Below are 21,334 nucleotides of genomic sequence, written 5' to 3'. Positions count from 1 at the left end.
TCGCAATGATGACTAAAAGCTGCTCTGTGCCAAGGGCAGCTTTTTAGGTTTTATGATACTTTGATAACTGATTTAAAATAATGCTATGTGCTTTAGAATTCAATGGTTTTGTTGCGTCAACTTTAAGTCCATTAGTGATTAAAAACTTATGTACTTTAACTCTCATTTTTCCTGGTCCTCCACTAAAAAAAGTATAAGAAAAACGTTTTTTATTATCAGCAAAAGTTAAAGGTACAATTGGTATTTGATGGTTAATAGCCATTCTAAAAGCGCCATCTTTAAATTCGTCTAAAACAATACTTTCATCAGGAACACCACCTTCAGGAAAAATACAAATACTCATACCTTGTTTGAGTCTTCGTTGCGCTCTTAAAAAAACTGCTTTTCGGCTTTTTTCACTACTTCTGTCTACTAATATACTTGTACGTTTATAGAAAAATCCAAACAAAGGTATTTTAGCTAATTCAGCTTTTCCAACAAACACAAATGGATTTTTAACAGCCACTAGCATTAGCATAATGTCTGTCATAGAGGTATGGTTAGCAATAAACATATAGCTTTTTCCTTTTTCAGGTGTTTGCTCTCTTTCAATTTTGTAATTGAAACCCATCCCAATTAAAATAAACTTAGCCCAAATGCGTGCTAACTTGAAAAAAAATGGATACCAAGACTCTTTTAAGATAGAAATTAAAAGTACAGGGAAGAGCACAATTATAGGTAGTGCTACTAAAATGTAGAACCAAATCCTGTAAAAAACCCAAAAAATGTACTTGAAAATTTTCATAAGCCTCAAAACTACTCAAATTAATTCAACAATTCTACTAAAAAAATTACCTTTGCTGACGATATAATCAAGTTTAATTTAATGAGATTCTCCCTTAAGAGGGAAGTTGATATGGCAAGAATTTTAACAGGAATACAAAGTACAGGAACTCCACATTTAGGTAATATTTTAGGTGCAATTATACCTGCAATAGAAATGGCAAACGATCAAAAAAACGAATCGTTTTTATTTATTGCCAATTTGCATACACTTACACAAATAAAAGATGCTGAGGAGTTACGACACAATACCTACTCTGTTGCAGCAACCTGGTTAGCCTTTGGGTTAGATGTTGAAAAAACTGTGTTTTACAGACAAAGCGACGTACCGCAAGTAACCGAACTTGCTTGGTATTTAGATTGCTTTTTTCCTTATCAACGTTTAAAATTAGCGCATGGTTTTAAAGACAAAGCTGATAGGCTAGACGATGTAAATGCTGGTTTGTTTATGTACCCAATGCTTATGGCTGCTGATATTTTATTATACGATGCCAATATTGTTCCTGTTGGAAAAGACCAACTACAACACCTTGAAATGACACGTGATGTAGCGACTCGTTTTCATACTAAAATGGGTGAAACTTTTGTTTTACCAGAGGCTAAAGTTCAAGAAAGCACCAAACTCATTCCTGGAACCGATGGTGAAAAAATGAGTAAGAGTAGAGGTAATTTTATTAATATCTTTTTAGCTGATAAAAAGCTGCGTAAACAAATTATGTCTATTGAAACGGATAGTACACCTCTTGAAGAGCCAAAAGACTGGAAAACTTGTAATTGTTTTGCGATTTATAGTTTACTAGCTACAGAAAGTCAAATAGAAACCATGAAAGCCAATTATGAAAAAGGTGGTTATGGTTATGGACATGCTAAACAGGCTTTGTTTGAATTAATTATTGAAAAATTTGCGAAACAACGTGAGCAATACAACTACTATATGAATAACCTTAGCGAAATTGATAAAGCACTTGCTTTAGGTGCTGAGAAAGCAAAAGTGGTTGCTGACGATGTTTTAAAAAGAGTTAGAGAAAAAGCTGGTTATTAAATAACCTCAAACAGCTTTCCTGGTAAAGGTCTTATCACGCCTTTTAGCTCCATATTTAGCAACGTACTGCTTACTTTAAAAATAGGCAAATTACAGTTAATGGCTATGACATCTAGTTGTTGCTTTTCGTTTTCTTTTAGGTAATTATATATTGCTTTTTCTGTAGTATCTAGTTCAACAAACAATTGCTTTTGTACTACTGGCTTTTTTTCGCCTTCTAACTGCCAATTTAATATATATGGAATATCTAATGGTGTAGTTAATGCATGTGCCTTTTGATATTTAATCAAATTATTGCAACCTACACTTTGCAAATCGGTAGTTCTTCCAGGAACAGCAAATACATCTCTGTTATATGAGCTTGCAATATCAGCAGTGACCAAGCTACCTCCTTTTTCTGCAGATTCAATAACTACAGTAGCTTCACTAAGTCCTGCAATAATCCTGTTGCGTTTTAAAAAATTGGTTCTGTCAAAAACGTCAGTACTCCAAAAATCAGTAAAAAACCCTCCATGCTTCTCAACATCAACCATATATTTTTTATGGGTTTTAGGATAAATTTGATTTAAACCATGAGCTAAGCAACCTATGGTTTGCAAATTATGTTGTAATGCTGCTTTTTGGGCAGTAATATCTGTTCCATAAGCAAACCCTGAAACGATTACAGGATTAAAAACAGCTAATTCTTCAACCAACTTTTCGCAAAAGGCTATACCATATGTAGTAATTTTTCTTGCTCCAACAATGCTAATAATGCGTTTTTCTTTAAGGTTGATATTTCCAGACTGAAACAACACAATTGGTCCATCAATACAATGTTTTAACCGTTCTGGATAATCGTTATCCATAAAATATAAGCAAGCAATATTGTTGTCTTCAATAAATTTAATTTCATTTTCAGCAGCTACAATATGCGATGAATTAAACAAATCGCTAATTGTAGCACTACCAATACCATCTATTTTTAAAAGGTTTTGCTTCTTTTCTTTTAAAACAGCTTCAGCAGAACCACAACTTTTTATAAGCTTCTTAGCGGTAATATCACCAATATTTGGTACGTGTTGTAACGCCAATGTATAAATTAATTGTTCGGTATTCATAACTATCACGCTGGTTTTGAACCTACAATAAACTAAATTTTAAAGTGTTAATAAATAGTTAAGCCGAATTTTTATTCGCATACAAAAATTTTTAACTTTGTTTTTATGCAATTGGAAACCTACATAAGTGATTTGTTATACAGATATGATTGTGTAACTATACCAGAGTTTGGAGCGTTTTTAACCAAAAGCGTTTCTGCAAAAGTACATGAGTCTACTAACTCATTCTATCCTCCAAAAAAAGTGTTGTCTTTTAACGAGCAACTACAACATAATGATGGTTTATTATCATCTTATATTGCTGAGGTAGAAAAAATTCCTTATGAAATTGCTTCTCAAAAACTAAACAAGCACGTTAAATCTATTAAATCGTATTTGGTTCAAGGTGAAACCTTAACCTTTGATAATATTGGTGAATTGGTTTTAAATGCTGAAGGAAAAATTGTTTTTGACCCTTCTTATCACATCAATTACTTAACTGATGCTTTTGGTTTATCTCAATTTGTATCAAATCAAGTTAGTCGAGAAGTTTACAAAGAAGAAGTTGAAACTATTGAGAACGTCATTCCAATTACTGTAACTCCTGAAAAACGCAAATCTAGACCCTATTTAAAATATGCTGCCATTGCTGTTCTATTTTTAGGTCTTGGTGGTTTTGTAGCTTCTAACTATTACATTAATGAAATAGAATCTCAAAATCAATTAGCACAAGAAGAAGCTAACACCCAACTAGACAACAAAGTACAAGAGGCTACGTTTGTAATTGAAAATCCTTTACCTGCTGCAACACTAACTGTTGAAAAACAACAAGGCAACTACCACATTATTGCTGGTGCTTTTAGAGTTGAAGAAAACTCTGATAAGAAAGTAGCACAGTTAAAAGCACTTGGTTATAAGGCTAGAAAAATTGGTGTTAACAAATATGGCTTACACGAGGTAGTATATTCTAGTCATGTTGATAGACTTGAAGCTCTTAAAACCTTGCGTGACATAAAAAGAACCCATAATCCTGACGCTTGGTTATTAGTAAAAGCATTAAACTAATATTTTCTTTCTTTAGTTTTTAAAAGCACCTTACCTTTGCATTCAAATTCATAGACATGAAAGCAAAGACACCCAATGCATCTAAAACTGTAATGACCGACTTGGTACTTCCAAGTGAAACCAATCCATTAAACAACCTTTTTGGAGGAGAGCTTTTAGCTCGTATGGATCGTGCTGCTAGTATTGCTGCAAGACGCCACAGCAGACGTATTGTAGTTACTGCTTCGGTTAACCATGTAGCTTTTAATAGGTCAGTACCATTAGGGAGTGTTGTGACTGTTGAAGCTAAGGTATCAAGAGCTTTTAAAACATCTATGGAAGTTTATATTGACGTTTGGATTGATGATAGAGAGTCTGGAATTAAAACCAAAGCTAACGAAGCTATATACACTTTTGTAGCTGTAGATGAAACTGGAAGACCTGTATCTGTTCCTGAAATTGTTCCTGAAACCGATTTAGAAAAAGAACGCTTTGATGCTGCTTTAAGACGTAAACAGTTAAGTTTAGTACTTGCAGGAAAGCTAAAACCAAACGACGCAACTGAACTTAAAGCATTGTTTGAGTAATTAGTTTTTTGGGTTCCCTATCAAGTACAGAATGATAGAGTTTACAAAATGCTATCACATTTGTAAATCCTAAAATAGTTTTCAAAATGCTATCACATTTTGTAAATCCAGCTTGCAGGATTTTGAGTTTGGGAATCTTTGTAAACTCCAAAACCTAGCATAGTTTCACCTGTATTTTTATTGGTAAACACCTCTCCTATTTCTTGTTTGGTAGTAATTTTATCGCCTTTTTTGACGTAAATTTTTGATAGGTTTTTATAAACTGTAATGTAGTTACCATGCCTAATCATAATTACAGGATTAGCATTTGGTATAACTAAAATTTCAGAAACTTCACCATCAAAAACCGCTCGCACTTTTGCGCCTTGTTCGGTTGCAATTCTAACTCCAGGACTATTAAACGTTACAGTTCTATCAATTGGTGATGGTTGATTACCATAGCGTACTTTAACAACTCCTTTTTCAACAGGCCAAGGTAATTGTCCTTTGTTAGACTGAAAGTTAGCAGCCAACTGTTTAGCTTCAGCTGTTAATGCAAACCCTTTAGATGTAGTGGATTTTCCTGCTTTTTTATTAGACGCAGCAATAGCTTCTTTAATTAACCTGTCAATCTCTTTGTCAATTTTATCTATTTCCTGCTGCTTTACTTTTATTTGAGACGCATATTTACTCATGTTTTGGCGTATAGAAGCCATAAGTGTTTCGTGCTCTTTGAGTTCTCCTTCCAACTGCTTTTTGGCAATTCGGTTTTCTTCAATAAGCTTTTGCTTGTCTTCTCTTTGTTGTATTAAAGACGTATTTAATTCTTGTAAACGTGCAGTTTTTGATTTAATCGCTTCGCCTTGTTCTTCTTGGTAATTTCTATACTGCTTTAGGTATTGTAAACGCTTATAAGCTTGCTGAAAATTATCTGCCGATAACAGAAACATTATTTTACTTTGCTCTGACTTGCTTTTATAAGACTTTACAATCATTGCAGCATAATCTGCTTTAAGCTGTTTTAATTGCTCTCTAAGGCTGGAAATTTCATTTTGGTTATCGTTGATTTCCCTAGTTAATAAATTGGCTTGGTCATTAGTAATTTTAATCAGGTTTTTTCTAACATTTACCTTGTAGTTAAGGTCTTCTACCAATGAAATTACTGACTTTTCCTTTTTCTTATCAGAAAACAGCAACGCATTTAATTGCTTTAATTCATTTTGATATTTCTTACGTTGGGCTTCGAGTTCCTTTTGCTTATCACTTTGCGCAAAACCGAAACCAATGTTCATAAAGAAACATATCATTACTATTAAGGTTGGCTTACTATACATGTTATAATATTATTTCTTTAAACCCTGAAGGTATTTTAAATGGAAAACGTACTTCTTCATTAAGCGACACTGATTTGTACTCTAAATCAATAGTAACTTCACTGGTTGATTCAACAGCAGAAATGTGTATGTTTTCTGGAACAATTTGACGTTGTACTTCCTGATAGGATTTATAATCTACTTGCAACATACGTTGCTGTAATGGTTGATACAGTTGTTGAGAATCCATTTTAAAATGTCCTGGATTAATTAAGTAAAACAGCTCTAATACTGCTTTTTGATTTTTAGGCTCAAGCACATAAGATTCTTGATGAGTTGATGCCTTGTAGGTGTCATCTTTTAGATTATAAATAGCTTCTCCCATAAGTAGGTTTTGAACCTTTTTAAAGTCTAATTCTACTCCTAAAATATTACTTAGTAAGGTGTAGTCACCATCAAAATACTGATTGTTTATTTTGTCGTAAAACTGAACTCTATCTGGTGTTATCATGGCTCTAGCTAAACCCAAAGTAGCACTCAACCAGATGGTTTCATCTTTTTTTATTCTAAGGTTTACTGTATAGCCTTGAGAGTCGTCACCTTGAGTATAGTCTATTTTTACTTTGGCTTGCAAGGTTTTAAATCGGATTTCCTGTTTAGAATTTTCTCTAATAAGTTGTTTTGCAGTAATGCTTGTATTGAGCGTTCCAGTGTCAGTAACGCTTTTGGTAGATTTACATCCATAAACAGCACATACCACAACTGTAACAACTAATATTTTAATTTGCTTCATCATAGATTTTCAGGAACATTATTGTTGACCACCAGCAATAGCTTGGGCTTTTTTAGCAAACGTTTCAGATTTTGATATATTATTATTCAATTTATATGCAGTGCTTAATTGCGTGTAAAAATCGGCTTCCATTTTAGGATCATCAATAATATAATCTAATCCTGTTTCTAAACTTTCAATTGCTTGTTTTGGTTGCTTTAGCTTATTGTTTGCAACACCATTTAAAAGGTAAAATATGGGTTGTGCAGGATAAAGTTCTAACGCTTGGTTACTCTTAACAACTACTTTATCATTCTGATTAAGTTCTAACTGAAGTAACAATACATCTTTAATAATGTTGTAGTTGCTAGGCTCTTGCTTTAAAGCTTCCTCATAGTAGCTTAGTGCTTTGGTTTTGTCTCCAGATTTTAAGTAATACTGACCTAATTCTAATAGTGTTTTTTTGCTTTTATCATTATCCACCAAAGCTGTAACATCTACTAATTGCGATTCGTACTCAGGATGCTTAGATACAAACTCTACAAAATCGTTAAACACTTTGGTTTTTGCCTCAGGGTTAATCGATGCACTTGTAAGTACAATTTTCATAGAGTTAATGGCATTTTGAGTGTCATTATCATTTAAATAAAACTTATATAATGCAAGATGAACCAATTGCGATTCTGGATTGATTTCTAAAAGACGTTGCGCTGTATCAAACGCTTTTTGTGTGTCTCCTATTTCGCTATATCTGTACACGAGTTTTAAATAATTGTCTTCGTTTTGAGGATTATTTTTAACTCGGTCTTCAAGATTTTCAATGCGATCGTCATCATTCCCTGTTATGTTATAGATTTGATTTCGCATATAATCTCTATTCTCACTAATCCCAAATTCTTCATCTAACTCATCAAGAAGTTTTATAGCGTCTTTATACTTTTCGGCTTTTATGTATAATCCTGCTAGGTCTTCTTTGTAGTCTGGATGGTATTTAACAAGCTGTTTAACGGTTTTTACCGCTTTGTCAACATCATTCTGCTGAATGTAAACATCATAAAGCTCGTCCATGTACCACTCGTTTTCTGGTGACTTTGAAATGGCTTTTCTTAGAGCATCTTCAGCAGCTCCAAAGTTTTTAAGCTTATTATAGTTTTTACCTAACTCGAAATACAAAGCAGCATCAGAATCGTCAATTTTTATGCATTTTAAAAGAGCATCTACTGCACGTTGGTAGTTTTCAATACCTTTTTGCTTTAGGGCTTCAAAAAATAATTCTTGATACGCATCTTCGACATTACCTAAATCATCGTCTGGTCGTTTGTTAAAATCGACTTGAGCAATACTAGTTTGTGGAATAAAAAATAGTCCAAATAGTATGGCAACGATGTAGGTATTGTATTTCATTATTAGTGTTTCTTTGCTTTGTCTTGAATGCTATTGCAATTGTTATTCCAAACTTAGGTTTAAAAGATTCCTGTTTTCACTAGAATTTATTCCAAAACCGAATAATCTCCAATACTAATGGTTTTAAAATTTCCGTCATAGGAAACATGATTACCAATCATAGCATCCTCTAAATTAGCATTTTTAACGGTTGTATACGTTTGAATTAAGCTATTTTTAACGGTTGAATTTTCAATAACGCAATTATTGCCAATAGAAACGTTTGGACCTACTGTTGTATTGTTTAACACCACGTTTTCTCCTATAAAACAAGGCTCTATGATTTTTGAATTGTGAAGTGTCACAGAATCGCTAATTAGATGCTCACCATCATTTTTAAGAAAATTGAGCATTTTACTATTGGTTTGAACCGTTACAGGTTTGTTACCACAGTCCATCCATTCATCAACAGTTCCTGTTTTAAAGACTTTTCCTTCTGCCATCATGCGTTTTATACCATCATTTATTTGGTACTCGCCACCATTCATAATATTTTCATCAAGAACTTCTTGTAGTTTGCTTTTTAAAACACCTACATCTTTAAAATAGTAAATACCAATAACCGCTTGGTCACTAACGAATTCTTGAGGTTTTTCAACCAGTTCAATAATTTCGTTGTTAGCGTTAAGTTTTACAACTCCAAACGCTTGAGGGTTATCAACCTGTTTTGTCCAGATTACAGCATCAGCTTCTGGGTCTAAATTAAAATCGGCTCTTATTAATGTATCAGCATAGGCAATAACTGCAGGTCCTGAAAGTGATGCTTTAGCGCTCATTATAGCATGTCCTGTTCCTAAAGGTTGATCTTGCCTATAAATTGACGCTTTAGCTCCCAAATCGGTCGCTAATGCAGTTAAACTATCTACAACATCGTCGCCAAAAAAAGCAGGATCACCTAAAACAAAAGCAACTTCTTCAATTGGTTGTTTTAAAATTTTAGCAATATCTTTTACTAATCGATGTACTATTGGTTGTCCAGCAACAGGAATTAATGGTTTTGGAACTGTTAATGTGTGCGGACGAAGTCGAGAGCCTCGACCAGCCATTGGAACTATTATTTTCATATTACTGCCTGCGAAAGCAGGTATCTTTTTTGTGTTAAACTTAATTCCTATAAAAGTAGGAATCTCTTTATTCTCTTAGTTTGTTAAAATTTAGATTCCAATTGGCACTAATATCTATCCAATTAGGATTCATTTCTTCTATCAATTCAACTTTCCAATTTCTTTTCCATTTTTTGAATTGTCTTTCTCTCTTTTCAGCATCTTTTCCATTTTCAAACTCTTCAAAATAGACAAGCATAGTACAATTATACTTGGCTGTGAAAGATTTTGGGTAAACTTTTAGTTTATGTTCTTTTACCCTTTCTTCAATATTATCAGTAACACCAATATACAAAACTCCATTAGCTCTATTGCTCATTATATACACATACCACAGTTTCATACAATTGCAAAAAGAGATTCCTGCGTTTGCAGGAATTTACTTAGTTCCTGTACTCCCAAAACCACCTTCACCTCTTGAGGTTTCAGAGAGTTCTTCTACTAATTCCCATTCTGCACGTTCGTGTTTTGCAATAACCAATTGTGCAATACGCTCACCATTTTGGATAGTAAAATCTTCATTAGATAAGTTTACCAAAATAACTCCAATCTCTCCTCTATAATCAGCATCAATTGTTCCTGGAGCATTGAGCACTGTAATTCCCTTTTTGGCTGCTAAACCACTGCGTGGTCTTACTTGAGCTTCATAACCAATAGGAAGTTCCATAAATAACCCTGTACCTACAATACTTCTCTCTAATGGTTTTAAGGTTCTAGATTCAGATAAATTAGCACGTAAATCCATTCCTGCAGAAGCAATGGTTTCGTAGTTAGGTAAAGCGTGATTGGATTTGTTAATGATTTTTATGGTCATTGTTTTCTTTTTAAGAGTTGTTTGATTTGTTCTTTTTCAGAAACAAATACTATCGCCAAAAATAATAAAACTAAGCCTGTATTTAGGTAATAGTTGCTATTGGTTTTTAATACTATTATTGACATTACTACTGCTAGAATTAAGTATAGAGCTATCTTTTTTAAATCATATGGAACAGGATAATGTTTTTGTCCTAAAACATATGACAATAACATCATAACAGCATAAGCTGCTAGAGTTGCCCAAGCGGAAGCCATAAACCCAATTTTAGGAATCATTATATAATTGAACCCAATTGTGATTATAGCTCCTACGATTGATAAATACATTCCGTAGCGCGTTTTATCAGTTAACTTATACCAAATAGCAAGGTTGAAATAAATACCTAAGCAAAGATTTGCTAAAAGCACTATAGGAACAATATCTATTGCTATCCAGTAACTTTCATCTCTAACAATAAGTTCTTTGAATATATTGAGATAAGCTACTATAAAGACCAACATGAAACTTCCAAAAATCACAAAGTATTTCATTATAGTCGCATAAGTTTCTTTTGCATTGTGTTCTTTAGCATGATTAAAAAAGAACGGTTCTGCTCCTAACCTAAATCCTTGAATAAAAATGGTCATAAAAACTGCAATTTTATAGCAACCACTATATGCTCCATTAATATCTTTTCCTAACAATTCTGGTAAAAGCCATTTATCAAAATTCTCATTAATTACATAGGCTAGTCCAGCAACCATTATTGGCCAACCATAATTGAGAAGTTGTTTAAAAACTGTCGTGCTAAATTGAAGCTTTGTTTTAAAAAAGTAAGGTGACAGTAACAATAGCGTTACTATGCTCGCTACAAGGTTAGCAATGAATATGTACTTTACTAAGTTGCTACTGTCATAACTAGAAAACTCTATTCCAAACTCTGGTATTGCCCAAAGAAAAAAGAAGTTCAGCGCAACATATATGAGTATATTAGAAAGTTTTATTGAAGCAAACCTTATTGGTCTTCCTGTTGCTCTTAAATACGCAAAAGGCACTACAACAAGTGTATCTAACACCAATACACCCAATAACAAATTAAAGTAGGTTTGGTCTAAATTTACTAGCTCTGAAAGTTGTTGATTAAAACTAAAGACAACTGCAAAGAACAAGACAGTAGAAACTACTAAACTTATTAATGCAGTAGAAAAGACCTTGTGCTTTTCTTCACTTTTACTAAAAAACCTGAAGAAAGCAGTTTCCATACCATAAGTTAGCAATACATTAAAAAAAGCAGCATACACATAAAACGTTGTGTTGTCAGAATAACTTGTGGTTTCTAAAGTATCGGTATGTAGTGGCACTAAAACAAAGTTCATTAATCTAGGTAAAACTGTTGCTAAACCATAGATAATAGTGTCTTTAAAAAACTTTTTTAATGCGCCCAAGAGTGATTTTTTACTCTGCTAAAGATACTGTTTTAAAAAAGGAAATGCAATGTCAATCTGATTGGGAATTTGGAGGTCCATTTTCATAATAAATACCTTCGTTTTCTACAAGGTTACTTATTTTAAAATATTTTTTTTCTCCATTTTCTCTATAGCTTACCACACATTCTCTATTAGAAATTTTAAATGGAAATTCCTTAATTAATGCTAGTTGATGACCTTCGGAAATTGGGTTGCGTTTAATTAATCTAGAAACGTATTTTCCTTTAACAGGTGTTAATGCTCCTTTTAAGTTTCTAAAATAAACACTATCAATAACTACATTATTGTTGGGCGTTAAGTTGGCAATATGAAAATCGATGCCTTCACTTCCTATTTTAATATTGGATATCCATACCTGATAATAGGCTCTGGTATACTGAAAAGGTGCTTGCTTTTGTAGCTTATAAGCATTTGAGCATCCCATTAAGGTAATAATGAGAAACAGAAGGATTGGCTTAAAAGGTCTCATAGGTTAAGATTTTAAGATTTGGGATTAGTCCTTTTTGGGAGGAGGACTTGGGTAATTTAACGTAGGTTTTTCAATAATATTTGAAATCTTATAATAGTTTGTCTTTTCGTGTTGTTTGTAAGTTATAACACATTCGTCATTTTCAAGTTTAAAAGGCAGTTGAGATGGTAAATAAGGCAATTGATTTTTATGCTCTTCGTTCATTTCGCTACTTAATACAATGTCTTTGTTTTGTATAGATTTAAACCTGCCAACATAAACTAAAGCGTCTTTCTCTAAGCGTTCAAGCTTTACTCCTTGTCCCCTAAAATAGATACTGTCCAATACGATTTTATCTTCTTTTACAGTGATAAAAACGTTTGTACCTGACCCTCCTTCTTTTACACCAGCATTCCATGTTTGATAGTAGACCTCTCCAAAATTAACTGGAGCCTTTTCTTGCAGTTTTTGCGCACTAGAACATTGATAGAATCCTAACATAACTAATAAAGCTATTAAATATAAAGTGTGTTTTATTAATCTCATTTCTAAAACTTAACGATTATAAAGATACTATTTCAAAATCAATGCCATAAAAAAACCTCACCGATTTGGTGAGGTTTCTTTTGTATTATGAGATGCTGAAACAAGTTCAGCATGACAGTATTTAGTTTTATTCAAAACACATTTGACTGCGTCTAATTGTTTAATGCTTCAGCACCACCAACAATTTCAAGGATTTCGTTGGTAATTGCAGCTTGACGTGCTTTGTTATAAGTTAACTTTAATTGATCTCTTAACTCAGTAGCATTATCAGTTGCTTTGTGCATTGCAGTCATTCGTGCTCCATGTTCAGACGCAAATGAGTCTCTTACACCTTTATACAACTGTGTTTTTAATGACTTAGGAATTAATTGTTCAACGATTTCAATTTTTGAAGGTTCAAAAATATAATCTAAGTTTACATTAGCATCAGCTTCAACAGGAACAATTGGTAAAAACTGTTCAGTCATTACTTCTTGCGTTGCAGCATTTTTAAACTTGTTGTAAACAATATCAATCTTATCATACTCTCCTGCTACGAATTTATCCATAAGCATTTGAGCTATCTCAGCAACGTTATCAAAAGTTAAATCGTCAAAAACTTCACTCTTATTAGCAATAACTTTATTGGTCTTTTTAAAAGCATCATTTGCTTTTTTACCAACAGCTACATAAGATACTTCTTGATTTGCGTATGTTTCAGAAGTTAGTTTGCTTACAGCTTTAATGATATTTGAGTTGAAAGCACCACACAAACCTCTGTTTGAAGTAATAGCAACGATTAATACTTTTTTAACTTCACGTTGATCAGAAAACTTGCTTCCTGAGTCTGCATCTAAAGTTGCACTTAAACTTTGTAAAAGTTCAGTTAACTTATCTGCATAAGGTCGCATTGCAGTAATAGCATCTTGTGCTTTCTTTAACTTTGCAGCAGATACCATTTTCATAGCACTAGTAATCTGCATCGTTGAAGATACCGAAGATATTCTATTACGTATTTCTTTTAAGTTTGCCATATTGTAAATATGAACTCACTTGCGTGAGCGTAATTATTATGCTTTATATTTAGCTGATAATTCTTTTGCTACAGTACTTAATGTATCTGTAACCTCATCAGTTAATTTACCTGCTTTTAAAGTAGCTAACACATCGCTGTGTTTTGCTTTTAAGAACTCAATATAATCAGTTTCAAATTCTTTTACTTTTTCTACAGGAACATCTCTTAGTAAGTTTTTAGAACCTGCATAGATGATAGCTACTTGATCTTCTACAGTAAATGGATCGTTTTGAGCTTGCTTTAAGATCTCAACGTTACGTTTACCTTTTTCAATTACATTAAGAGTTGCAGCATCAAGGTCAGAACCAAACTTAGCAAATGCTTCTAGTTCACGGAACTGTGCTTGGTCTAATTTTAATGTACCTGCTACTTTTTTCATTGATTTAATCTGAGCCGAACCACCTACACGAGATACAGAGATACCTACGTTAATTGCTGGACGCACACCAGAGTTGAATAAATCAGACTCTAAGAATATCTGACCATCTGTAATAGAAATTACGTTAGTTGGGATATATGCTGATACGTCACCTGCTTGAGTTTCAATAATTGGTAATGCTGTTAAAGAACCACCACCTTTTACGATTGGCTTTAATGACTCTGGTAAGTCATTCATGTCCTTAGCAATAGCATCATCAGCAATTACTTTAGCAGAACGCTCTAATAAACGAGAGTGTAAGTAGAAAACGTCTCCTGGGTACGCCTCACGTCCTGGTGGACGACGTAATAATAAAGATACCTCACGGTAAGCTACCGCTTGCTTAGATAAATCGTCATAGATAATTAAAGCTGGACGACCAGTATCTCTAAAATACTCACCAATTGCAGCTCCTGCAAAAGGTGCATATACTTGCATTGGAGCAGGATCTGATGCGTTTGCAGCAACAATTGTTGTATATGCTAAAGCGCCTTTATCTTCTAAAGTTTTAGCAATGTTTGCTACAGTAGATGCTTTTTGACCTACAGCAACATATATACAGTAAACAGGCTCACCTGCATCATAAAATTCTTTTTGATTTAAGATGGTATCAATACAAACTGTTGTTTTACCAGTTTGACGGTCACCAATTACCAGCTCACGTTGTCCACGACCTACAGGAATCATTGCATCAATAGATTTGATACCTGTTTGTAATGGTTCGTTTACTGGCTGACGGTAGATAACACCAGGAGCTTTACGCTCTAATGGCATTTCATAAGTATCACCAGAGATAGCACCTTTACCATCAATTGGGTTACCTAAAGTATCAACCACACGACCAACAATACCTTCACCTACGTTAATAGATGCGATACGTCCTGTACGCTTTACTGTAGAACCTTCTTTGATTACTTTAGAAGGACCTAATAATACGATACCTACGTTATCTTCTTCAAGGTTTAGTACAATACCTTCTAATCCGCCTTCAAATTCTACTAATTCTCCGTATTGCGCATTTGAAAGTCCATAAGCACGTACAATACCATCACCAACAGTTAATACTGTTCCTACTTCATCTAATGAAGCACCTGCTTCAAAACCTGAAAGTTGTTGTTTTAAGATTGCTGATATTTCAGCTGGTTTTACTTCTGCCATCTTATTATTTATTTAAGATAAAACTATCTTTAGTTTAATGTAAATTCTCTTTTTAGTTTGTTTAATTTATTTGCAATACTTGCATTGTATTGAATGTCTCCAACACGTAAGATAAAACCACCTAAAATGCTTTCATCTACAATATTTTCAACTTCAACTTCTTTTCCTGTAAGTTCTTTTACTTTAGCTAAAACTTTTACTTTTAAATCATCAGTAATAGGCACAGCAGTTGTAACTTTTGCAACTTGTGTTCCTTTTAACTCGTCGTATAACTGATTGTATTTAGAAGCTGTTTCGCCTATAAGAGAAATTCTTTTGTTAGCAATCAGTGTATCAATTAAATTACTTGTAACTGAGTTTGTGTTTTTAAACACCTCTAACAATACTTCTTTTTTTACCGAAGACCTTACAATAGGACTTTGAAGCATGTTGCTTAAATCTTTGTTTTCTGCAATAGTGTTTACTATAAGCTTCATATCATTATTTACAGCATCTGCTGTGTTTTGATCTGATGCTAAGCTTAAAACTGCTTTTGCGTAACGTACTGCTGCTCTTGCTCCTGCCATTTTCCTAATACTAAACCCTTTTTTAAGGAAAGGACTTTTATTGTTTAGTTAATACTTGTTTTAGTTTAATGTTGCTTCGCCTAACATAGACTCAACTAATTGTAATTGTTTGTCTTTGTTAGATAGTTCTTCACGAACTACTTTCTCTGCAATTTCTAATGATAAACCTGCAACATGGTTTTTAAGCTCAGCCATTGCAGCTTTCTTTTCGCTTTCAATTGCAGCTTGTGCTTGCTCAATCATTTTGCTAGCCTTAGCTTGTGCATCTTCTTCAGCATCTGCAATAATTTTGGCTTTAATCTCACGTGCTTCTTTTAACAAAGCTTCACGTTCGCTACGAGCTTCTTGTAAGATACGCTCATTATCTGCTTTAAGGTTTTCCATTTCCTTACGAGCGTTTTCAGCTGATGCTAAAGCGCTTTTGATACCTTCTTCTCTATCTTCTACTGCACCAAGAATAGGTTTCCAAGCAAATTTTCTTAAAACAAAAAGTAAAATTACAAATGTAATTAACGACCAAAATACGAGTCCAAAATCTGGTTTTATTAAATCCATGGTTTTATGTCTTTATAACTTAAATTTTAAAATAAACTACAAAAGCAGCCAACCGCTACTTTTGTAGTTTCTTGTTAATCATTAAACGATTAATGCTGCAACAACACCAAATAAAGCTACTGCTTCTACGAAGGCTGCTAAGATTAGTGCTGAAGTTTGGATTTTTCCTTGGATTTCTGGTTGACGAGCCATAGCATCCATAGCTGATCCACCGATTCTTCCAATTCCCATTCCAGCTCCAATTGCTGCTAAACCAGCTCCAATTGCTGCGATTCCTGTAATAGTCATAATATAAAATTTAAATTAATTAATGTGCTTCTTCTGTTGCCATACCAAAGTATAACGCTGATAATACTGTAAAAATATATGCTTGTATTGCAGTTACCACAATTTCTATAATCCCAATAAATAATGAGAACGCTATAGATACTGGTGCAACAGCAATGGTTTCAAAAATGAATATTAACGACATTAAAGCTAGAATAATAATGTGACCAGCAGTAATGTTTGCAAACAAACGAATCATTAATGAAATTGGTTTTACGAACATACCTACAATTTCAATAGGCATTAAAAATATTTTCATTGGTACTGGTACACCAGGCATCCAGAAAATATGTTTCCAGTAATGTTTGTTTCCGCTAAATGTTGTTATTAAAAAAGTACAAAATGCTAAAGAGAACGTAAACGCAATGTTACCACTAAGGTTAGCACCATTTAAAATTGGAATTAAACCGAAAATGTTGTTAATCCATATAAAGAAAAATACAGTTAACAAGTATGGCATAAACCGCTTGTACTTGTGCTCACCAATCATAGGCTTTGCAATCTCGTCTCTTACAAATACAATAAGAGGCTCCATGAAACTTGCAATTCCTTTTGGTACGTAGTTACCTGATTTTTTGTACTGTTTTGCAGTAGTAAGGAAAATGAAAAGCAATACAATAACTGAAACCCACATCATAAAAACGTTTCTTGTTATTGAAAAATCCCAAGGACGCTCAGCATTAATAGGATGATGTTCTGCATCGTATTTTACTGTTGTTTCACCATCATTTAATCGGTAAATTTTTTCATGAACATTTACAAAACGTTGCCCATCTTTTTCAACAACTACTTCTCCATTATAATCGTGATGAAACTCTGAAGACATAAATGTTGTTAATCCACTATCAGTATAAAGTATAATAGGAAGTGGGATAGAAATTGGGTGTCCATTGATATCTATGATATGCATACCGTAAGCGTCTTTTACGTGATGCAAAATCATCTCTTTAGGATTGAATTCCTCTTTGTTCTCAGAATGAGCATCTTCTGAAGCATAACCAAAAAATGATACGGTTAAAAACAGAACAGAAAATAGTGCGCTTTTAAAGGTGTTTAATGTCATTGTGTATTACTTAAAAATACCTTGCTTTAAATTCCGTGCAAATGTACGTACATTATATTAATTGTCCAACACTATTTTAAGGATTATTTAAACCCTAGATTTTTTCGGCGAAACAACTCATTTTTAAGGGGTTTTCTGAAGAAACTTTGTAAGTGAAAAGACTTCAAAAAATAAATACAGAAAGTAAGGAATAAAGAAATTGAAAACATCGGGTTGTCTATTCTCTTTATCTGAAAGCAGAAGAGGTAATAAAAACACAATGGCTAATATCATTTTTAAAAATGTACTCATCATAAACACATTAAAAACCTCAGTCTTTCCACTAGAGTATTTATAGTTTATTACTGTATAAAGCAAAGTAGTGATAACAAAATGAAATACATAGATTTGCCAAACAGGGAAGAAAAAAGAAATGTCTGTTGCTAAATATGATAATAGATAGCTATGTAACCCAAAAAGTACTAGCGTAAAAATTATGTTTTGTACTAAAAAAGAAAGTTGCCTAGATTTAAAAGCTGAATTCATAACTTAATTGTCTTTTGAATTTGCAATAATACGTCTTATTACAAAAACAATTGATACAATTACAGATACAAATGATAATACAATTGTATAAAGGTTGTGTTCGTTTGGGAATTTTTCGTCGAGTTTGACACCGCAAAATGTTCCTATTGCAATAATAGCAGCCATTTGAAAAACCAAACCCGAAAGTTTAGCATAAGCATTAAGCTGATTGCCCTTGTCCTTGCTTTTCTTGTGCTGGTCGTTGTAACTCGCCACCTTTACTTAATTCTTTAATTGCTCCTTTCATTGCGCATGTAGCATTAAAAGTAGCTCCAGGTTCTACAGCAAGTTTACCAACCTCAACTTCACCTTCAACAAAAGCAGAGGATTTTAATGATAAGGTGTCTGAAAGAATAAGCTTTCCTGAAAATTTCCCTTCGATATCTGCATTAGAACTTTTTAGAGTTCCGTTAATGACTCCTGTTCTTCCTATTACAACTTTACCAGGTGTTTTAATATTACCCTGAACAGTACCTTCAATCCTAAAGTCACCATCACTAATAATATCACCTGTAATTGTGGTGCCTTTAGCAATGCTATTTTGTTGTGAAATTGTTTCTGTTGCCATCCTTCCTCTTTTTTGATCCGAAAACATAGGTTAAATTTTATTGAGATTCTAGGTATTCATTTATGTTTTTGTGCATTTGTACTATGGCATAGTTAGGCGAAGATATTGCAAAGTGCTCTTTTACAATTTTATGCTTATTTTCTTCAAGTATTTCGGCAAAACCTGAAGCTCCTTCAACGCTTTTTAAACCATGAACTACTACAAATTTAGTATTTTCATCATAAACATCAACTGATGTCGTTAAATCAAAATAACTAATATTTGACACAGCCTTGTTGAGTTTTTCAACAAACTCCTTAATGTCCTCATCGGCATTAAACCTGTAAATTACATTAAAGTTTTTAGCTGTTGCATTATCTACAAATTCCTTTTTAGAGAGCACAGGAATTACTTTGGTCATTATTTCTTGCGCTTGTTTTCCTTCTTCGGAATTTGGATAGTTAAGCGACACATAATTCACCCCTTCTTTATAAGCTTCAAATCCATAAAGCCTACCTCTTGCAGATGCTTTAAGTAATTCAAACTTAGGCACTATAATATCGCCTTCAAAAAGCTTTATATTCTCTTCACAGCCATTGATGACCTCAGCATATTCTTGTTCTGTAAATAATTGATAAAGGCTCTCATATAAACTTTCAGGACTATTCTCATCTTTTGAAAATTCTGACTGAGGATTCAGCAGTATTTCAGCATATCTAGAGTCAGGATAATTAGCAATAATATCGTTTTTAGCTATTTCGGCTTCATCGTTTAAATTTAACTCTTCGTAAATTTTATATAAATTATACTTAGAAGGTAAAATCAATCGTTCTTCAGGATTGTTTTTCAGCAATTGTTGAAGCTTGTCTTTTGCTAATACATATTCCTTAAACTTTTCTTTATAGATTATTCCTAATTGATAGTATGCGAAATTGCGTTCCTTAGCTAAACTATCCAACACTTTTTGATCGGTTGGAATTTTAGCAATGTAAAACTCAGGGTTGTAAATTTCTTCTTCTGAAGCTCCTTGAGTTATGTCGGTGTTTTGTTGCGAAGTTGTTGATGCGCCAATTCCTGCTGATAATCTCCAATTATCTTTAAGTGTTCGGTCTCCCCAAGTTTTTGCAAACTCACTTTTTCCATAAGCCACAGTTGTGGAATTGTAAAAGTAAAAAGTTTCTCCTCCACTTTTATTTGTTGCAAACTTGCTGTTTGATGATTTTGAATTAAGATCGTTTGAAGCTGCTGCTGCAGATAATTTTCGTTCAGCAATTTCTTTTCTTTCGGCTTCTTCCTCTGCTTTAGCTTTTAAGTCATCAGTAAATGCCTTAAAAAGCGCTAGTCTATCTTCGTCAGACATATTTACTAAATCCAGAATACTGTCATTGCGTTGCGCAATATCTTCGTAATGAATAACGTCTTCAAGGTTATCTCTCTTACGTTTAATAATTCTGTAAGGTTTAGAGTTTAATACCATGTTACTCATGGTGCTGTCATAATATGCTCCTGCAATACTATACTCAGCTCTATCGAAACTCATGTCTCCTAAAATGGAATAATCAAATGCTTTTAGCTGCTTGTCTTGACTGTTGGTTCTAAGCGATTTGTTATAGTAGGATTCTGCAATACTATCAGAAGTTTTTCCTCTGTAATACTCGCCAATGTAATAATAGATTTTATCTAAAAAAGGCCTGTTTTCTCTATTTTCTTCTAAGTCGACCAAATACTCTTCAAACTCTAATACATTGCCTTCGTTAGCATCAAAATTCTTTATCTTTTCCAAATGCGCATTTATGTAATACGGTCTTGGAATTTTCCTATGCATATCAATGATTTTGTCAAAGGCTAAGTTTGCACTATCCTTTTTTCCAAATTCATTATACAACTGCCCAACAATGTAATTGTAACGTGCTTTTTCGTTGTGTTTTTTTGCTGTTTCAGCAGCTAAATTTAACCTTGTTAAAGCACTGTCTTTAGCTTTAATGTTAATATAAGCTTGCCCAAGTATTGCATTAGCATCAGCTAAATCTTGGTCTTCTAATTCTTCTTGTTCTAAAAGGCGTTTAAGGTTTTTTATTGCTAGCTCGTTGTTTTCTAACCTTATGTTTGCCTTTTCGCGCCATATTTTTGCAGTATTGATTTTATCACTAGCAGGATACTTGTAGAGAATATAATTAAAGGCTTCTAATGCAGGCACAAAACGCTGATCAAAATATCTTGCTTTCCCAAGCAACAAATAAGCTTCATCAATTTGCGGATTGTATTCTTTTCCTTGAATATTCATTCCGTGTTTTTGAATTGCCTTTATGGCTTTTTCTTCGGCACGTTCAAAATCCTGATTTTTAGATTGACCCGGAAGCACCACTTCTTCAAGGTCTTCCATACGTTCTACCTGAAGGAGCTCCCAATAATTATCAGTAAAAGCATTATCGACACTTTCTCTACCTTTTTCTAGAGCGATGTCACCATTGTAAAGAATATTGTACTTTGTTCCTAGTGCATGAAAGTTTCTGTTTAAAAACTTATTTTTTTTACGAGAACAAGATGTTACAAGTAATACTGCACAACATAGGATCAATATAGTTCTAAAAGATGTGTTCAACGTTGGTTGTATTTGGTTT

General features: G+C 33.3%; 24 protein-coding genes. 3 read left to right on the top strand and 21 right to left on the bottom strand.

What is annotated here, in order from left to right; translation table 11 throughout:
* Window positions 1-43 precede the first annotated feature (43 nt).
* Window positions 44-784: a lysophospholipid acyltransferase family protein gene (locus A8975_RS01125; RefSeq protein ID WP_134198382.1), complete on the bottom strand. Its 741-nt coding sequence runs from the start codon at window positions 782-784 to the stop codon at window positions 44-46.
* Window positions 785-895: 111 nt separating this feature from the next.
* On the opposite strand from A8975_RS01125, the gene trpS reads away from it, so the two are divergent.
* The gene (trpS, locus tag A8975_RS01120; RefSeq protein WP_134198857.1) at window positions 896-1,864 is read left to right on the top strand and encodes a tryptophan--tRNA ligase; all 969 of its coding nucleotides are present in this window, start codon (window positions 896-898) and stop codon (window positions 1,862-1,864) included.
* Here trpS and dprA read toward each other — a convergent pair.
* Window positions 1,861-2,964, bottom strand: a complete 1,104-nt coding sequence (dprA, locus tag A8975_RS01115) for a DNA-processing protein DprA (protein ID WP_134198381.1) — start codon at window positions 2,962-2,964, stop codon at window positions 1,861-1,863. The two genes, trpS and dprA, sit on opposite strands and share 4 nt — an antisense overlap.
* A gap of 105 nt (window positions 2,965-3,069) precedes the next feature.
* Here dprA and A8975_RS01110 point away from each other — a divergent pair, with 105 nt between their 5' ends.
* Both A8975_RS01110 and A8975_RS01105 read left to right on the top strand, forming a co-directional pair.
* Window positions 3,070-4,008, top strand: a complete 939-nt coding sequence (locus A8975_RS01110) for an SPOR domain-containing protein (RefSeq protein WP_134198380.1) — start codon at window positions 3,070-3,072, stop codon at window positions 4,006-4,008.
* Between the two features lie 56 nt (window positions 4,009-4,064).
* Window positions 4,065-4,574 (top strand): acyl-CoA thioesterase, encoded by a 510-nt coding sequence (locus A8975_RS01105; protein WP_129759727.1) that lies wholly within the window; start codon window positions 4,065-4,067, stop codon window positions 4,572-4,574.
* Window positions 4,575-4,666: 92 nt separating this feature from the next.
* Here the strand turns inward: A8975_RS01105 and A8975_RS01100 are convergent, their stop codons facing one another.
* The 19 genes from A8975_RS01100 to A8975_RS01010 form a co-directional block, all read right to left on the bottom strand.
* Window positions 4,667-5,860 carry a murein hydrolase activator EnvC family protein gene (locus A8975_RS01100; RefSeq protein ID WP_243832929.1) on the bottom strand — a complete coding sequence of 398 codons (1,194 nt, stop codon included), beginning with the start codon at window positions 5,858-5,860 and terminating at the stop codon, window positions 4,667-4,669.
* A 28-nt stretch (window positions 5,861-5,888) separates the two neighbouring features.
* Complete coding sequence (locus A8975_RS01095) at window positions 5,889-6,662, bottom strand: DUF4292 domain-containing protein (RefSeq protein WP_243832928.1); 774 nt, start codon at window positions 6,660-6,662, stop codon at window positions 5,889-5,891.
* A gap of 15 nt (window positions 6,663-6,677) precedes the next feature.
* Complete coding sequence (locus A8975_RS01090) at window positions 6,678-8,042, bottom strand: tetratricopeptide repeat protein (RefSeq protein WP_134198378.1); 1,365 nt, start codon at window positions 8,040-8,042, stop codon at window positions 6,678-6,680.
* 86 nt (window positions 8,043-8,128) lie between these two features.
* Window positions 8,129-9,145: a sugar phosphate nucleotidyltransferase gene (locus A8975_RS01085; protein ID WP_134198377.1), complete on the bottom strand. Its 1,017-nt coding sequence runs from the start codon at window positions 9,143-9,145 to the stop codon at window positions 8,129-8,131.
* A gap of 67 nt (window positions 9,146-9,212) precedes the next feature.
* Window positions 9,213-9,527 (bottom strand): GIY-YIG nuclease family protein, encoded by a 315-nt coding sequence (locus A8975_RS01080; protein ID WP_243832927.1) that lies wholly within the window; start codon window positions 9,525-9,527, stop codon window positions 9,213-9,215.
* Between the two features lie 36 nt (window positions 9,528-9,563).
* Entirely contained in the window at window positions 9,564-9,998 is a 435-nt protein-coding gene (gene dut / locus A8975_RS01075) for a dUTP diphosphatase (RefSeq protein ID WP_134198376.1), read from the bottom strand.
* Window positions 9,995-11,425, bottom strand: coding sequence for an oligosaccharide flippase family protein (locus A8975_RS01070; protein WP_134198375.1), 1,431 nt, complete (start codon window positions 11,423-11,425; stop codon window positions 9,995-9,997). Before A8975_RS01070 ends, dut begins: the two co-directional genes overlap by 4 nt.
* Window positions 11,426-11,477: 52 nt before the next feature.
* The gene (locus tag A8975_RS01065) at window positions 11,478-11,936 is read right to left on the bottom strand and encodes a hypothetical protein (RefSeq protein ID WP_134198374.1); all 459 of its coding nucleotides are present in this window, start codon (window positions 11,934-11,936) and stop codon (window positions 11,478-11,480) included.
* Between the two features lie 24 nt (window positions 11,937-11,960).
* Window positions 11,961-12,461, bottom strand: a complete 501-nt coding sequence (locus tag A8975_RS01060; RefSeq protein ID WP_134198373.1) for a hypothetical protein — start codon at window positions 12,459-12,461, stop codon at window positions 11,961-11,963.
* 152 nt (window positions 12,462-12,613) lie between these two features.
* Window positions 12,614-13,474, bottom strand: coding sequence for an ATP synthase F1 subunit gamma (atpG, locus tag A8975_RS01055; protein WP_129759735.1), 861 nt, complete (start codon window positions 13,472-13,474; stop codon window positions 12,614-12,616).
* A gap of 36 nt (window positions 13,475-13,510) precedes the next feature.
* Window positions 13,511-15,091, bottom strand: coding sequence for a F0F1 ATP synthase subunit alpha (atpA, locus tag A8975_RS01050; RefSeq protein ID WP_134198372.1), 1,581 nt, complete (start codon window positions 15,089-15,091; stop codon window positions 13,511-13,513).
* Between the two features lie 29 nt (window positions 15,092-15,120).
* On the bottom strand, window positions 15,121-15,657 hold the full coding sequence (gene atpH, locus A8975_RS01045; RefSeq protein WP_129759737.1) for an ATP synthase F1 subunit delta: 537 nt from the start codon (window positions 15,655-15,657) through the stop codon (window positions 15,121-15,123).
* Window positions 15,658-15,717: 60 nt separating this feature from the next.
* On the bottom strand, window positions 15,718-16,212 hold the full coding sequence (locus A8975_RS01040; RefSeq protein ID WP_129759738.1) for a F0F1 ATP synthase subunit B: 495 nt from the start codon (window positions 16,210-16,212) through the stop codon (window positions 15,718-15,720).
* Between the two features lie 81 nt (window positions 16,213-16,293).
* Window positions 16,294-16,500 (bottom strand): ATP synthase F0 subunit C, encoded by a 207-nt coding sequence (atpE, locus tag A8975_RS01035; RefSeq protein ID WP_007647348.1) that lies wholly within the window; start codon window positions 16,498-16,500, stop codon window positions 16,294-16,296.
* Window positions 16,501-16,519: 19 nt separating this feature from the next.
* Entirely contained in the window at window positions 16,520-17,602 is a 1,083-nt protein-coding gene (gene atpB, locus A8975_RS01030; protein ID WP_129759739.1) for a F0F1 ATP synthase subunit A, read from the bottom strand.
* Between the two features lie 123 nt (window positions 17,603-17,725).
* Window positions 17,726-18,127: a hypothetical protein gene (locus A8975_RS01025; protein ID WP_134198371.1), complete on the bottom strand. Its 402-nt coding sequence runs from the start codon at window positions 18,125-18,127 to the stop codon at window positions 17,726-17,728.
* Window positions 18,128-18,130: 3 nt separating this feature from the next.
* Window positions 18,131-18,382: an AtpZ/AtpI family protein gene (locus A8975_RS01020; protein ID WP_262710993.1), complete on the bottom strand. Its 252-nt coding sequence runs from the start codon at window positions 18,380-18,382 to the stop codon at window positions 18,131-18,133.
* Complete coding sequence (locus A8975_RS01015) at window positions 18,327-18,734, bottom strand: bactofilin family protein (RefSeq protein WP_410504191.1); 408 nt, start codon at window positions 18,732-18,734, stop codon at window positions 18,327-18,329. The genes A8975_RS01020 and A8975_RS01015 overlap by 56 nt, the downstream gene beginning before the upstream one ends.
* 37 nt (window positions 18,735-18,771) lie before the next feature.
* Window positions 18,772-21,315, bottom strand: a complete 2,544-nt coding sequence (locus A8975_RS01010) for a tetratricopeptide repeat protein (RefSeq protein WP_134198369.1) — start codon at window positions 21,313-21,315, stop codon at window positions 18,772-18,774.
* Window positions 21,316-21,334 lie beyond the last annotated feature (19 nt).

The organism is Meridianimaribacter flavus (assembly GCF_004366715.1).
Classification (GTDB): Bacteria; Bacteroidota; Bacteroidia; order Flavobacteriales; family Flavobacteriaceae; genus Gaetbulibacter_B; species Gaetbulibacter_B jejuensis.
This window is presented reverse-complemented; position numbering and strand designations above follow the sequence as displayed.